The sequence below is a fragment of the Candidatus Pantoea communis genome (assembly GCF_011752685.1).
GTDB lineage: Bacteria > Pseudomonadota > Gammaproteobacteria > Enterobacterales > Enterobacteriaceae > Pantoea > Pantoea communis.
This window is the reverse complement of the sequence record NZ_VWXC01000003.1, coordinates 142,628-155,529: the sequence shown is the minus strand read 5'-3', so window position 1 is coordinate 155,529 and position 12,902 is coordinate 142,628. Positions and strand designations below refer to the sequence as shown.

11 protein-coding genes are annotated in these 12,902 nt (G+C 55.3%); 4 read left to right on the top strand and 7 right to left on the bottom strand.

Annotated elements, in window-relative coordinates; translation table 11 throughout:
• Positions 1-171: 171 nt before the first annotated feature.
• Positions 172-897, bottom strand: a complete 726-nt coding sequence (locus tag F3J37_RS06665; RefSeq protein WP_166932561.1) for a pirin family protein — start codon at positions 895-897, stop codon at positions 172-174.
• A 123-nt stretch (positions 898-1,020) separates the two neighbouring features.
• Here F3J37_RS06665 and F3J37_RS06660 point away from each other — a divergent pair, with 123 nt between their 5' ends.
• On the top strand, positions 1,021-1,899 hold the full coding sequence (locus tag F3J37_RS06660) for a LysR family transcriptional regulator (RefSeq protein WP_166932559.1): 879 nt from the start codon (positions 1,021-1,023) through the stop codon (positions 1,897-1,899).
• Positions 1,900-1,937: 38 nt separating this feature from the next.
• On the opposite strand, the gene F3J37_RS06655 is transcribed toward F3J37_RS06660, so the two are convergent.
• The 5 genes from F3J37_RS06655 to F3J37_RS06635 form a co-directional block, all read right to left on the bottom strand.
• The gene (locus F3J37_RS06655; protein ID WP_160834111.1) at positions 1,938-3,170 is read right to left on the bottom strand and encodes an MFS transporter; all 1,233 of its coding nucleotides are present in this window, start codon (positions 3,168-3,170) and stop codon (positions 1,938-1,940) included.
• A gap of 228 nt (positions 3,171-3,398) precedes the next feature.
• Positions 3,399-4,334: an ROK family protein gene (locus F3J37_RS06650; protein ID WP_166932557.1), complete on the bottom strand. Its 936-nt coding sequence runs from the start codon at positions 4,332-4,334 to the stop codon at positions 3,399-3,401.
• Positions 4,331-5,197, bottom strand: a complete 867-nt coding sequence (locus F3J37_RS06645) for an ABC transporter permease (RefSeq protein WP_058961660.1) — start codon at positions 5,195-5,197, stop codon at positions 4,331-4,333. The genes F3J37_RS06650 and F3J37_RS06645 overlap by 4 nt, the downstream gene beginning before the upstream one ends.
• Complete coding sequence (locus F3J37_RS06640; RefSeq protein WP_166932555.1) at positions 5,197-6,117, bottom strand: ABC transporter permease; 921 nt, start codon at positions 6,115-6,117, stop codon at positions 5,197-5,199. Before F3J37_RS06640 ends, F3J37_RS06645 begins: the two co-directional genes overlap by 1 nt.
• Positions 6,118-6,120: 3 nt before the next feature.
• A complete protein-coding gene (locus F3J37_RS06635) occupies positions 6,121-7,656 on the bottom strand; it encodes an ABC transporter substrate-binding protein (RefSeq protein WP_166932553.1) in 1,536 nt (511 codons plus the stop codon).
• 201 nt (positions 7,657-7,857) lie between these two features.
• Between F3J37_RS06635 and F3J37_RS06630 the strand changes: the two genes are divergently transcribed.
• Genes F3J37_RS06630 through F3J37_RS06620 form a run of 3 tightly spaced genes read left to right on the top strand, consistent with a single transcriptional unit; the run spans position 7,858 to position 12,231 of the window.
• Complete coding sequence (locus F3J37_RS06630) at positions 7,858-8,991, top strand: ROK family transcriptional regulator (RefSeq protein ID WP_166932551.1); 1,134 nt, start codon at positions 7,858-7,860, stop codon at positions 8,989-8,991.
• 10 nt (positions 8,992-9,001) lie between these two features.
• Positions 9,002-10,444 (top strand): M81 family metallopeptidase, encoded by a 1,443-nt coding sequence (locus F3J37_RS06625; RefSeq protein WP_166932550.1) that lies wholly within the window; start codon positions 9,002-9,004, stop codon positions 10,442-10,444.
• Positions 10,441-12,231, top strand: coding sequence for an ABC transporter ATP-binding protein (locus tag F3J37_RS06620; RefSeq protein ID WP_166932548.1), 1,791 nt, complete (start codon positions 10,441-10,443; stop codon positions 12,229-12,231). The genes F3J37_RS06625 and F3J37_RS06620 overlap by 4 nt, the downstream gene beginning before the upstream one ends.
• Here the strand turns inward: F3J37_RS06620 and F3J37_RS06615 are convergent.
• Positions 12,228-12,686 (bottom strand): acyltransferase, encoded by a 459-nt coding sequence (locus tag F3J37_RS06615; protein ID WP_166932547.1) that lies wholly within the window; start codon positions 12,684-12,686, stop codon positions 12,228-12,230. The two genes, F3J37_RS06620 and F3J37_RS06615, sit on opposite strands and share 4 nt — an antisense overlap.
• Positions 12,687-12,902: the final 216 nt, after the last annotated feature.

Here is a 12,902-nt window from a genome sequence, read left to right as displayed (position 1 = left end):
CCGTCCCTTCGACCACTCCCCATCAAGATGGAAGCTTGATTGAAAGCTCACTTAAGCTAAAGCAAACCGGCCAGAACGAGCCACATGCAGCAGTATGTTGCTCATTCATGGCAGCGTTAAGAACTAAAACGCATATGCTTCAGGGCGTCCGTTAAGACGCCCTGGCTTGTTTTAACGCTGTGGATGATTCACTTCCAGCGGACGCAGGTCGAATAGCAGCACTTCTGCGTTATCGCCCTGGGCGAAGTGCAATGCGCTCTCATTACGCACTCGCGCACCGTCACCTTCTTTGAATTTCACACCATTCACTTCGATGCTGCCGCGCGCCACATGAATATAGGCGTAACGATCGGCATCCAGTGCGAAAGTCTGCTGCTCAGCACCATCAAAGAAACCGGCATAGATGCGGATATCCTGACGTACGCTCAGGCTGCCCTCTTTCCCCTCCGGCGAGATAATCAAACGCAGTTGCCCGCGTTTCTCGCTCTCTGGCACGGAGATCTGCTGATAGCCCGGCTGGGTATTGTGCTCGCCCGGTACAATCCAGATTTGCAGGAAGTGCACGTTATCGCTCTTCGAGTGGTTGAACTCGCTGTGCGTCACACCGCTACCCGCGCTCATCAACTGCACATCACCGGGGACGATCACCGAGCCGGTGCCCATTGAATCTTTATGCTCCAGCGCGCCGTCCAGCACATAGGAGATGATCTCCATATTGTTGTGTGGATGCGCACCAAAGCCACGACCCGGTGCGACACGGTCGTCATTGATTACCAGCAGATCGGAGAAGCCGGTCTGTTTAGGATCCCAGTAATTCGCGAAGGAAAAAGTGTGATGTGAATTCAGCCAACCGTGGTCACCCACTCCGCGTTGTTCTGACAGACGTTGTTCAATCATGGTTTGCTCCTCAAATGTGCGGTGGAAAGACGCTTGCCCTTCCGAATGAGGATAAGTATACGTAAACTAATTTGCCCAACAATGCGCTAACCTGACAATGACTGTCACCGAAAAGTGGACAATATGCAGATAGAAGATCTTCGTATTTATGTCGCCGTAATTAAAGCCGGTAACTTCACCGCCGCCGCCGAACAGTTGATGCTGTCGAAGCAATACGTCAGCCGCCGTATTGCCGCGCTGGAGGAATCACTCGGTGCGCGTCTGCTGAATCGCAACACGCGTAAACTGTCGGTGACGGATAACGGCCAGCTCTTTGCCCAACATGCGCAACGTATTCTCGATGATGTGCAGGAAGCCCAGCAGGCGGTATCTGGCCGGCAACAGGTGTTGCAGGGCAGCTTTCGTCTTAGTGTTCCGATGTCGTTTGGCATCAGCCATTTGTCACCGTATATCGCCGAGTTCCTCAGTCAGCATCCCGGATTGCAGTTCCAGGTGGAGTTGGCGGACCGCTACGTCGATATGGTCGGCGAAGGCTTTGATATGGCGATCCGCATTGGCACCCTGCCCGATTCCAGCCTGATCGCCAAACGTCTGGGCGTGTTTCGCCGCGTGATCTGTGGCAGCCCGTCATACATTCAGGGCGCGGGCGCACCACGTGAACCAGAGGATCTGCTCAATCACGCTTGTTTGCGTTACGGGCGAGAAAGCCAGACCGGCTGGGAACTGTTTAACGGTGAACAACGCAAGGTGATGGCGGTGCAAGGCCCGATGGTGAGCAATAATGGCGAGATGCTGCGTGATGCGGCAGTGGCTGGATTGGGGCTAATTCTACTGCCGGAGTTTATCGTGGCACCGGCCTTAGCCAGCGGTGATTTGATGACCGTGCTGGATGAGTGGCAGCCTTCCTCACTCAACCTGAACGCGCTCTATCCACAGCATCGTCAGCGCAGCGAAGTGAATCGAGTATTTATGGCGTTTTTGCAGGAAAAGTTGGCAGGATAATGAAACGGGCGACCTGATGGCCGCCCGATAAGAATCAACTAGGCGCTTTCATGCGCAAACGTAATCGACTTTCTCCGTGCATCGCGCACCGCGATACCATGGATCAACAAGCCCAACACCGCCAGAATCGCACCGACCCAACCAGTGGACTGCCAGCCAAGGCCCGCAGAAATGGTCACGCCACCCAGCCATGCGCCGAGCGCATTCGCCAGGTTAAATGCTGAGTGATTCAACGCCGCCGCCATAGTTTGCGCATCGCCCGCCACATCCATTAAACGGATTTGCAGCACGCTCGCCAGGGCCACCATGGTACCGACCAGCATCACATTGAGTGAACCGGCAAACGCATAGTGAGCGGTAAACACAAAGGCGCTCAGCACCAGCACCGACCAGATAAGCACCATGCGAATGGTTTTCTCCAGTCCACGATCCGCCAGACGACCACCCACCACGTTGCCGATAATCATGCCGAGTCCAAACAGCGCCAGCACCACCGGAATCCAACTCACCGGCATTTGTGCCAGTTCGGTCAGCGTAGGTTTCACGTAGCTGAACACCGAGAACAAGCCGCCGCTGCCGATCGCACCAATAGCCAGCGTCAGCAACACCTGCTTGCGCGTCAGCGCCGAGAGTTCACGCAACGGACTGGCGGTTTTGTCACCCGCCACGTTCGGCACCCACATGCCCACCAGCACCATGGTCAACAGCGCTAATACGCCCACAATGGCGAACGCTTCACGCCAGCCAAACACCTGTCCAATGGCGGTAACCGCAGGCACGCCAAGCAGGTTGGCGATCGTCAGGCCAAATAGCACCATCGAAACGGCCTGAGCACGTTTTCTGCGCTCCACCAATCCAGCAGCGACCAATGCGGCGACACCAAAGAACGTGCCGTGCGGGAAACCGGCGAGGAAACGCGCCAGCAGCATTGAGTAGTAACCCGGTGCTACCGAGCTAAACAGGTTACCCGCGGCAAACAGGCCCATCAGCGTCATCAGGAAGTTACGACGTGAAGCGCGAGCACCGAGCACAGCCAACAGCGGCGCGCCGATCACCACGCCCAGCGCGTAGATACTGATCAGGTGGCCTGCAGTAGGGATAGAAACATTGAGGCCGGTGGCGGCATCGGGCAGCAGGCCCATGATGACGAATTCGCCGGTACCAATGGCAAAGCCACCGGTGCCGAGCGCAAACAGCGCTTTCAGCACACTGGCGCGCGGCAGCGATGCCTGCTCCGGCAGCTGATTAAGTTGAGGTTGTGCAGATGACATGGTTTTCCAGTAACGCAGGTGAAGAATCCAATCACAATCGTGGCGGCATTGAAGGCCACCATCGTTGAGACTGAAAGGATTTAGCGTCCCATGATAACTGATTTAAATGAAAATTCGATGGCAGAGAATTATGTGGCTGCTAATTAATCGTTTATTAGCCGCCTTGCGCCCATCACGGCGCAAAGCAAGGGTATGTTGACTGGCACCGCTGCAGTGTGTGCATTTTCGTTAAGCAACCTGCCGCGCCAGCAGCGCCGCGCCGATCATTCCGCCGTTATGGGCAAACGCGCCGGGCACCACCAAAGGATGCTGAGTGCTGCGCAACACATAACGCTGCACTTCCTCATTTAACGCTTCCATCAACGCTGTCACCGAAGCCAATCCTCCGCCCACCGCCACCAACGATGCACCGGTGATATTGATAGTGTAAGCCAGCGGCTGACTTACCAGTTGTAACCACACCTGAATCGTGCGATTAGCCTGCACTTCCTGCTGTTGCCAGCCGGCGATAATGTCGAGGCTGCTCGCATTAACGTCATGCAAAGTGCGATGGAGATTCTCCAGCCCGCGCGCGCCGCCGTAACTATCGAGACAGCCTTTTTGACCGCAGGGACAAGGCTGGCGCGGCAAGCGTATTGTCTCGCCTTCAATGTCCACTTCGGTCAGCGTAATCGGACCATGGCCCCATTCACCCGTCAGGCCATTCTGTCCGGTGATGATTCGCCCATCTGCCACCAAACCGCCGCCGACGCCGGAACCGATAATGGCGCCAAACACCACTTTATGCCCTTTACCCACGCCTGCCTGCGCTTCCGCTAAAGTGAAACAGTCGGCATCGTTATGCACGATCACTTTACGTTGCAGTAACTCGCCCAGCGCCTGGCTGAGGTTGCGTTGATGAAAGGCTGGGATATTACTGGCAAACATCTCGCCGCTATCGGGTGCCACGATGCCCGCAGTGGAGATTGCCAACGGTGAATCCGTGCTGAAGTGCAGCTGATGTTGTTGAATCATACGGCTCACCAGCGCGGTAAAATCCGGCCAGCTGTCTGCCGGGATTTTTTGCTGATCGAGGATAGTGAGCTGCTGCTGCGCATCCATCACACCCAGCTTAACGAACGAACCGCCCAGATCGAGGCAGATCACTGCCGGTGTTGTACTCATAAACGTTTATCCATCACATCACGCAGGCCGTCGCCCAGCACATTAAAGCCAAGCACAGTAATCAAAATCGCCAGTCCGGGGAACAGCGACACATAAATATTCAGCCCAAGGAAGTTGCGCCCATCACTCATCATGGTGCCCCACTCCGGCATCGGCGGTTGCACGCCTAACCCCAGAAACGACAAGCTGGCCGCCGACAGCACCACTGCGCCCGCCGTCAGCGTCGATTGCACAATCAGCGGTCCGATTGAATTGCGCAGTATGTAATGGGTGATGATGCGCGGATAGCGCACGCCCAACATATGTGCGGCTTCGATATACTCCATGTTTTTCAGGCCGAGCGTCAGGTTACGACTGAGGCGCGCATAGACCGGAATCGAGAATAGCGATATGGCAATCAGCATATTGGCCAGTCCCTCGCCCAGCACGCTGACGATCAAAATCGCCAGTACGATGCCAGGAAAGGCGAAAATAATATCCATCACCCACATAATCAGCGCATCGATTTTGCGTCCTGCCAGACCGGAGATGATGCCAAGGGGAATGCCAATCACCATCGAAATCGCGACGCTCAGACAAACCTCGAACAGCGTGATGCGCGCGCCATAAATCACGCGGGCGAAGATGTCGCGGCCATAGTCGTCCGTGCCAAACCAGTGCGCAGCAGAGGGAGCCTGCAAAGTGTTCAGCAGATCCTGTTCGATCGGATCCCAATGGGTTAACAGTGGCGCTAACACCGCGGCCAGCACCACCAGCAGTACCAATCCGCCGCCAATCGCTATCGACGGATTGTTCTGTAGCATGCGCAGGAACTGGCGACGGCGCGATCGTGTCGGCAGCAAAGAGGTATCGAGGCTGTTCATCAGTCGAACCTTATTTTTGGATTGAGCAGGCCAATCAATATTTCACCCACCAGGTTCATCAGCACCACGCCGGTGACCGCCACCAGCGTCACGCCCTGAATCACCGGGTAGTCGCGGTATTTGACCGAATCCACCAGCAGGCGAACAATCCCGGGCCAGTTAAACACCGATTCCGTGACCACGGCGCCACCAATCAGGCTGCCGAAGTTAAGCGCGACGATGGTAACTATCGGGATCAGCGCATTGCGCAGCGCATGTTTCCAGTGAATATTCGCCGACGATAAGCCTTTGGCTTTGGCGGTGCGAATATAGTCCTGACTCAGCACATCCAGCATGCTGGAGCGCGTCATGCGGGCAATCATCGCCATGGGTAAAATCGCCAGCGTGACAGTCGGCATCACGTAGTTTTTCCATGTGTCCGCGCCCAACAGCGGCAGCCAGCCGAGTTCCACCGCAAAGTAGTTCATCGCCAGCAGCGCGAGCCAGAAGTTGGCTATCGATGCGCCCGCAATGGTCAGCACCATCACGATTTGATCGGGAATACGCTGGCGATAAATCGCCCCGGTCATGCCCGCAGGCACGCCGATGGCAATCGCCAACAGATAGGCCAGTGCCGCCAGCGATAAGGTGTAAGGCAAACGCTCGCTGATTTCGGTGATCACCGGGCGCTGTGACTGCAACGATTCCCCCAGATTGCCGTGCAGTGCTTCAGTAGCAAATTTGATGTACTGCAGCGGCAGCGGCTGATCCAAACCCAGCCGGATGCGCATGTTATCCACCGCTTCCTGCGGCGCTTCCGGGCCCGCCATCAGGCGTGCCGGATCGCCCGGCAACGCGCGGATGGCGATAAATACGATGATCGACACGCCGAAAATAATCAGCGGCAGCGAGAGCACCTTTTTCGCAACGTACGCTTTCATCAATCAGTTCTTCACTGCGTCACGAACCACAATCTGTCCGCCAGGCTGCATGGTTACGCCACTGATGTTTTTGCGCGAGGCATAGAGATCATCCTGATAAAACAGCAGCACCTGCGGAGCCAGCCCGCTGATCTGTTTCTGTGCCTGGAAATAGAGATCTTTGCGTTTCGCATCGTCAAGCGTGGAAGCGGCGGTATCGATCAGGTCATCGGTTTGCTTATCGCTGAAGAATCCGAGATTCGCGCCACCCGGTGCAAAGCTGGCGCTGTGATACAGCGGGCGCAGTTGCAAGTCAGAACCGTACAAACCGGATGACCACGACGCCAATACCGCATCAGTGCCCTGCTGGGCTTTCTCTTTGGCATCGGCGAAGGCGGCTTTGGTCCAAACACCGCTTTCCATCTGGCGCACATTCAACTTCACGCCGATTTTCGCCCATAGCCCCTGCAACACCTGCGCGGTGCGCGCATCCGGTGCCTGAACCGCAATCGACATGCTGAAGCCATCCGGGTAACCTGCCGCTTTCAGCAGTTCTTTGGCTTTCTGCACGTCGTAAGGGTAATCCTTCAGGCTCTTGTCGTAGTTGGCATCAACCGGTGCCAGCGAGGAGTTAGCCGGCTGTGCATAACCAAACATGATGGCTTTCACCAGCGCCTGCTGATCGGTAGCAAAGTTCAGCGCCTGACGCACGCGCACGTCGCTCAACGCTTTACTTTGCGTATTAAGATCCACCCAGAACACGGCCGCGCCCGGCGACTGTTTCAAATTCACGTTAGCATTGTTTTTCAACATACCAGCGAATTGCGGCGGTACCGGATTAATAATATCGACCTGGCCGGATTGCAGCGCCATATTCATCACGGAAGGCTCACTGCTCCACGTCCATTTAATTTCATCAGGGCCGTTTGATTTACCCCAATAGTCACTGTTCTTTTTCTCCAGCACATATTCGCCAGATTTATATTGTTCCAGCTTATAAGGTCCGGTGCCGTCCGCCTTATTATTGATGCTGCCCGCTTTATCTGCGGTAGGGCTGACCATTAATCCTGGTCCCGAAGCCAGCACGGTTAAAAAGGCCGGATTGATTTTTTTCAGCTCAAACTCAACCGTTAAATCATCGGTTTTCTTCACATCCTGAATAAAGGTGCGGACTTTACCGCTGCCCGCCAGACCGCGTTTGGTATCCAAATGGCGCTGGAAGTTTTCCACTACCGCATCGGCATTAAACGGCGTGCCGTCGTGGAATTTCACATTGGGGCGAAGCTTGAATGTCCAGTGTAATCCGCTGCTATCCGCACTCCAGGAGAGCGCCAGCGCAGGGATAATCTTGCCGTCATCACCCAGACGCGTCAGGCCTTCATACATGGGATCGAGCACCGTGCCGGTAAAGGTAGCGGTCTGGTTGCCCGGATCCATGCTGCGTGGCGGTTCGTTTTGCATAATCACCAGCTGGCTGGCCATTGCCGCCGAGCTTGCCAGTGACGCCATGATACAACCGGCCAGCGTCAGTACCTTTAAATGCTTGAATGTGCTTTGCATGAAGGCCCTCAATGAATCATTGAAATGTTCGGTGAATTAACAACGCTATATAAGGCACACTCTCTGAACAAAAGCCAATACGTAAGTTCATATATTTTACTTATAGTTAGATCTGCGTTCAGGAAATTAACTAAATATCGTTGAATTTGTTTTCCAGCCTCATTATTGTCAGGTCATATCGCTAATGCAGTGAGAACCAACATGCTCAATGCCCACCAGCAGCAAATTTTGCGTCTGCTTATTGCCTCGCACGGCATGAGCCGTACCGCTATTGCGGAAAATATGAAATTGAGCAAAGCCGCTATTAGCCCACTGGTCAAAGAGATGCTGAATGCCGGATTGCTGGAAGAGAGCCTGGCGGAATCCAGCGGTCAGGGTCGGCCATCAGTATTATTAAAAATGCGTGCTGACAGCGCCTATTTTCTCGGCGCTTCGCTGCTCGGCGAGTACGTCGTTTTAGTGCTGATTGATATGCATGGACTGGTGCTGGCGAGCACGCACATGCCACTCGATCCTGATCCCCAACAGCTGAGTGCGACGCTAGCGGCAGCGATTCCCGATTTGATTGCGCAGAAAGGCATTTCAGCCGATCAATTAATTGGCCTGGGCGTTACGCTCTCCGGATTTGTCGATGAAAATCAGGCAATTTGCGTGCAATCAGCGCTGCTGGGCTGGAAGCATGTCCCGCTGGCCGACATGCTCAAACAGCAAACCGGCCTTGATGTCTCGCTGGAGAACGATGCCAAAGCGCTGGCCGTCAGCGAGAAGATCTTCGGCGTGGCGAAAAAAGCGCGCAACTTCACCCTGATTTCCCATGGTGACGGCATCGGTTCCGCACACTTCTTCCAGGGCCAACTGCATCGCGGCGCACACGGCGGGGCCGGTGAAATCGCCCACTGCACCATCGAACCCGGCGGCCGCCCTTGCCGATGCGGCAAACGCGGCTGCCTGGATACTCTCGCCTCGCTGACCGCGATTCGCGAGAGCATGCGCGATAAAGCACTGGAGAGCCAAACCATCGCCGAACTGGAAGCGCTGGCGGTGAAAGGCAACAGTGCCGCCATCGCCATTCTGCATCAGGCTGGTCACGCGCTGGGCCTCTCGATCGCCAACATTATTCAGATGAACGATCCCGAATTGATCGTCATCGCACATCAACCCGATGCTTTTGACGGCTTACTGAAAACCGTGGTGATGCAATCCATTGATAGCCACGTGTTGCCGTCGATCATGGGCAAAACCCCGATTTCCAGCATCGTGATCAGCGAACAGAGCTGGGCGCGCGCCGCGGCAAGCGTGGCGGCATATCGATTCATCATTCAATTACCTGACTAGCGGAGGCTGTATGCGCATTGCTTTTGGTGGCATTCATACGGAGTGCAGTACGTATAACCCGGTGCTGAACTATGCCGACGACTTCCGCATCGTGCGCGGTGACGATCTGCTAACCAACCCCTACTTTGCCTTTTTGCAGGATTATGATGCGGAGTTTCTGCCGACCTTCCATGCGCGCGCCATCGCCGGTGGTCCGGTGGCGCGGGTCACTTATGATGATTTCAGGCAGGATTTTCTCACCCGTCTACGAGCACAGCTGCCGGTGGACGGCGTCTACCTCGCCATGCACGGCGCGGTGTATGTGGAAGGGATGGAAGATGCCGAAGGTGACTGGATTACTGCTACGCGCGAACTGGTCGGCCCGGATTGTCCGATCACCGTCAGTTACGATCTGCATGGCAACGTGACGCAGCGCATCATCGATGCCATTGATATGTTCTCCACCTATCGCACGGCGCCGCACATCGATGTGGAAGAGACCATGCGTCGATCCGTGTCGATGCTGGTGAAAAGCCTGCAAACCGGCGTGAAACCCGGTGTGATTTGGGCACCGATTCCGGTGGTGCTGCCCGGTGAGCGCACCAGTACCGAAGATGAACCGGCAAAAAGTTTGTATGCGCGTTTGCCGGGTATCAATGAAATCGACCACATTTGGGATGCGTCGCTGATGGTCGGCTATGTCTGGGCCGATGAACCGCGCGCCACTGCGGCGGCGATCATGACCGGTACCGACGCCGATGTGCTTTCCGAACAGGCAGCAAAACTGGCGCTGGCATACTGGCAGGCGCGCGACGAGTTTGTCTTCGGCTGCGTCACAGGCAGCACCGAAGAGTGCGTGAAAATGGCCATCGCCAGTGAAACTGCACCGGTGATTTTGGCCGACTCGGGCGATAACCCGACCGGTGGTGGCGTGGGCGATCGTGCCAATCTGCTGGCAGAGTTGATTCGCCAGGGCGCGCAGGATGTGATCGTCGCCGGAATCACCGATAAACCGGCCACCGATGCTGCTTTTGCGGCAGGCGTTGGGGCGAAACTCACTCTGACGATCGGTGCCACGCTCGATCCCGCAGGGGGGAAAGTTACTGCAGAATTTGAAGTCCTGCTGGTGAGTGATGATGCGCGTTCGCTGGCTAAACAGGCGCTGCTGAAAACCGGCGGCATTACGGTGGTGGTCGCCGATCGTCGTCGCCCTTATCACAATATCGCTGATTTTGAATTGCTGGGGCTTCATCCTGCGCAGGCAAAAATTGTGGTGGTGAAATCGGGTTATCTGTCACCGGAACTGGCACCACTTGCTAATCCTAACCTGATGGCGCTGTCTGAAGGCGTGGTGGATCAGTACGTCGAACGTCTGGAGCGTAAACGTAAACTGCAGCCTGCCTATCCTTTCGACACTGACTTTGAATTTCTGCCGGTCAGCACCCGTTCGGCTCGCTTTGTGGCGGCCAAATGAGTCGCGAGCCGGTCTTGCAGGTAGAAAACCTCACCGTTGCGTTTCGCCATGACGATCAGTGGCGTGAGGTAGTGAAGAACGTATCGATGACCATCAACGCCAGTGAGACGCTGGCGATTGTCGGGGAGTCGGGTTCGGGCAAAAGCGTGACGTCGATGGCGATTATGCGCTTGCTGAATATGCGCCACGCGCGCGTGACCGGCAAAGTGCTGCTGAACGGCGTGGACCTGCTGAATCTGAGCGAAAAAGCGATGCGCGATATTCGTGGCAACGCCGTGGCGATGATTTTTCAGGAGCCGATGACCAGCCTCAACCCCTCTTTCACCATTGGTCACCAGATCGCTGAAGTCCTGATCAACCATCGCAACATCAGTAAGCGGGCGGCGCGGGAAGAGACGGTGAAGCTGCTGGAGAAAGTGCGCATTCCTAATGCCGCTAAACGCTTCGATGATTATCCGCATCACTTTTCCGGCGGCATGCGCCAGCGTGTGATGATTGCCATGGCGCTGGCGTTGCGGCCAAAACTGCTGATTGCCGATGAGCCGACGACCGCCCTGGATGTCACCATCCAGGGGCAAATTCTCGACCTGATTAAGACATTGCAGGAAGAGGAAGGCACCGCGGTACTGTTTATCACCCACGATATGGGCGTGGTGGCGGAAGTTTCGGATCGCACGCTGGTAATGTATCAGGGTGATGTGATGGAAACGGGCACCACGGCGGACATTTTCTCGGCGCCAGCCGCGGATTATACGCGCACGCTGATCGCTACCGTGCCGCAGCTCGGCGCGATGCGTGGCATTTCGGGGCCGCAGAAGTTTGCGCTGAAAGGTGATGCGGTTGCACTGCTACCTGAGCGCCCCGCTTCGCAACAGCCGCTGCTGTCGGTGAAAAACCTCAGCACCCGGTTCAGCATCCACGAAGGGCTGTTAAGCCGCAAAACCGGTGCGGTGCATGCGGTGGAGAATATCTCTTTCGATCTGATGCCCGGCGAAACCTTGTCGCTGGTCGGTGAATCCGGCTGTGGAAAATCCACCACCGGTCGCTCCCTCACCCGGCTGGTGAAAGCCGATGCCGGCGAGATCGCTTTCGACGGTTATGACGTGCTAAATCTCTCCTCCAGCGAACTGCGCCAGTTACGTCGGGCGATGCAGATGATATTTCAGGACCCGTTCGCCAGCCTTAATCCAAGGATGTCGATTCTCGAAGCCCTGACCGAGCCTTATCTGCAACATCAGCTCGGCAGTAAACAGGCTGCTCGGGAAAAGGCGGCGGAGTTGATGGAACGTGTGGGTTTGTCTTCGGCGATGATGAAACGTTATCCACATGAGTTTTCCGGCGGTCAGCGCCAGCGCATCTGTATTGCCCGTGCGTTGATGCTCGACCCCAAAATGATTATTGCCGATGAATCCGTCTCTGCGCTGGATGTGACTGTCAAAGCGCAGATTATTAATCTGCTGTTGGATCTGCAGAGCAGCCTTGGGCTGTCTTATCTGTTTATTTCCCACGATATGGCGGTGGTGGAACGCATCAGCCATCGCGTGGCGGTGATGCTGTTGGGCGAGATTGTCGAGATCGGCCCGCGCGCTGCGATCTTTGAGAATCCGCAGCATGACTACACGCGCAAGTTATTGTCATCGGTGCCGGTGCCTGACCCAGCTCGACGTCATCTCAAGCGCCATATGGACGTTAGCGAGCTGAAAAGCCCGGTGCGCGCATTAGGGTTCGTGCCAGAAACACGGCGCTATCGCGAGGTGGGTGCCGGGCATTGGGTGATGGAGAGTTAAAGCAGCCGCATTAAACGCGCCGGGTTTCCGGCGTAAACGCCCTTCTGCGTGATGTCTTTCGTCACCACACTGCCCGCGCCGATGACCGCGCCATCGCAGATGCTGACCGCCAAAATACTCGCGCCACTGCCGATTGAGACGTTGTTACCCAGCGTGATGCGCGCCCAGCTTTCTCGATCGGCATTGGGTTTGCCATCCCGGAACATATCGTTGGCGAACATCACGCCGTGACCAATAAAGCAGTTTTCACCCACGCTAACGTATTCGCAGATAAAGGTGTGCGACTGCACTTTTGTGCCTCTTCCAATCACCGTATGTGCCTGGATTTCGACAAACGGACCGATGAAGACATCGTCTTGCAGGGTGCAGCAATAAACGTTCGCAGGCTGGTAAATCGTAACGTTACTACCGATTTCAACGTTCTTGACTGCGACTTCGCGTAGGTTTGGCTGCATTTTAGCTCCATTTGTTTTGTGCTGAAGATTTTCGTCCGAGATATATTTTTAATAATGTTACTGAATCTACTTACACGTCCTAACAACAGATATTCTCGGTTTTGGAAACTGTAAAACTAACAAGTTGAAAATTAAAAATCGAGACATATGTGGCCTTAAAACAGTATTAAATCTCGTTACCAAAACCATTAACAATATGATTTAAATAGAAATTAT

Coding starts and splice junctions, on each gene's coding strand:
- F3J37_RS06665 (WP_166932561.1), bottom strand. CDS start 897: ATGATTGAACAACGTCTGTCAGAACAACGCGGAGTGGGTGACCACGGT.
- F3J37_RS06660 (WP_166932559.1), top strand. CDS start 1,021: ATGCAGATAGAAGATCTTCGTATTTATGTCGCCGTAATTAAAGCCGGT.
- F3J37_RS06655 (WP_160834111.1), bottom strand. CDS start 3,170: ATGTCATCTGCACAACCTCAACTTAATCAGCTGCCGGAGCAGGCATCG.
- F3J37_RS06650 (WP_166932557.1), bottom strand. CDS start 4,334: ATGAGTACAACACCGGCAGTGATCTGCCTCGATCTGGGCGGTTCGTTC.
- F3J37_RS06645 (WP_058961660.1), bottom strand. CDS start 5,197: ATGAACAGCCTCGATACCTCTTTGCTGCCGACACGATCGCGCCGTCGC.
- F3J37_RS06640 (WP_166932555.1), bottom strand. CDS start 6,117: ATGAAAGCGTACGTTGCGAAAAAGGTGCTCTCGCTGCCGCTGATTATT.
- F3J37_RS06635 (WP_166932553.1), bottom strand. CDS start 7,656: ATGCAAAGCACATTCAAGCATTTAAAGGTACTGACGCTGGCCGGTTGT.
- F3J37_RS06630 (WP_166932551.1), top strand. CDS start 7,858: ATGCTCAATGCCCACCAGCAGCAAATTTTGCGTCTGCTTATTGCCTCG.
- F3J37_RS06625 (WP_166932550.1), top strand. CDS start 9,002: ATGCGCATTGCTTTTGGTGGCATTCATACGGAGTGCAGTACGTATAAC.
- F3J37_RS06620 (WP_166932548.1), top strand. CDS start 10,441: ATGAGTCGCGAGCCGGTCTTGCAGGTAGAAAACCTCACCGTTGCGTTT.
- F3J37_RS06615 (WP_166932547.1), bottom strand. CDS start 12,686: ATGCAGCCAAACCTACGCGAAGTCGCAGTCAAGAACGTTGAAATCGGT.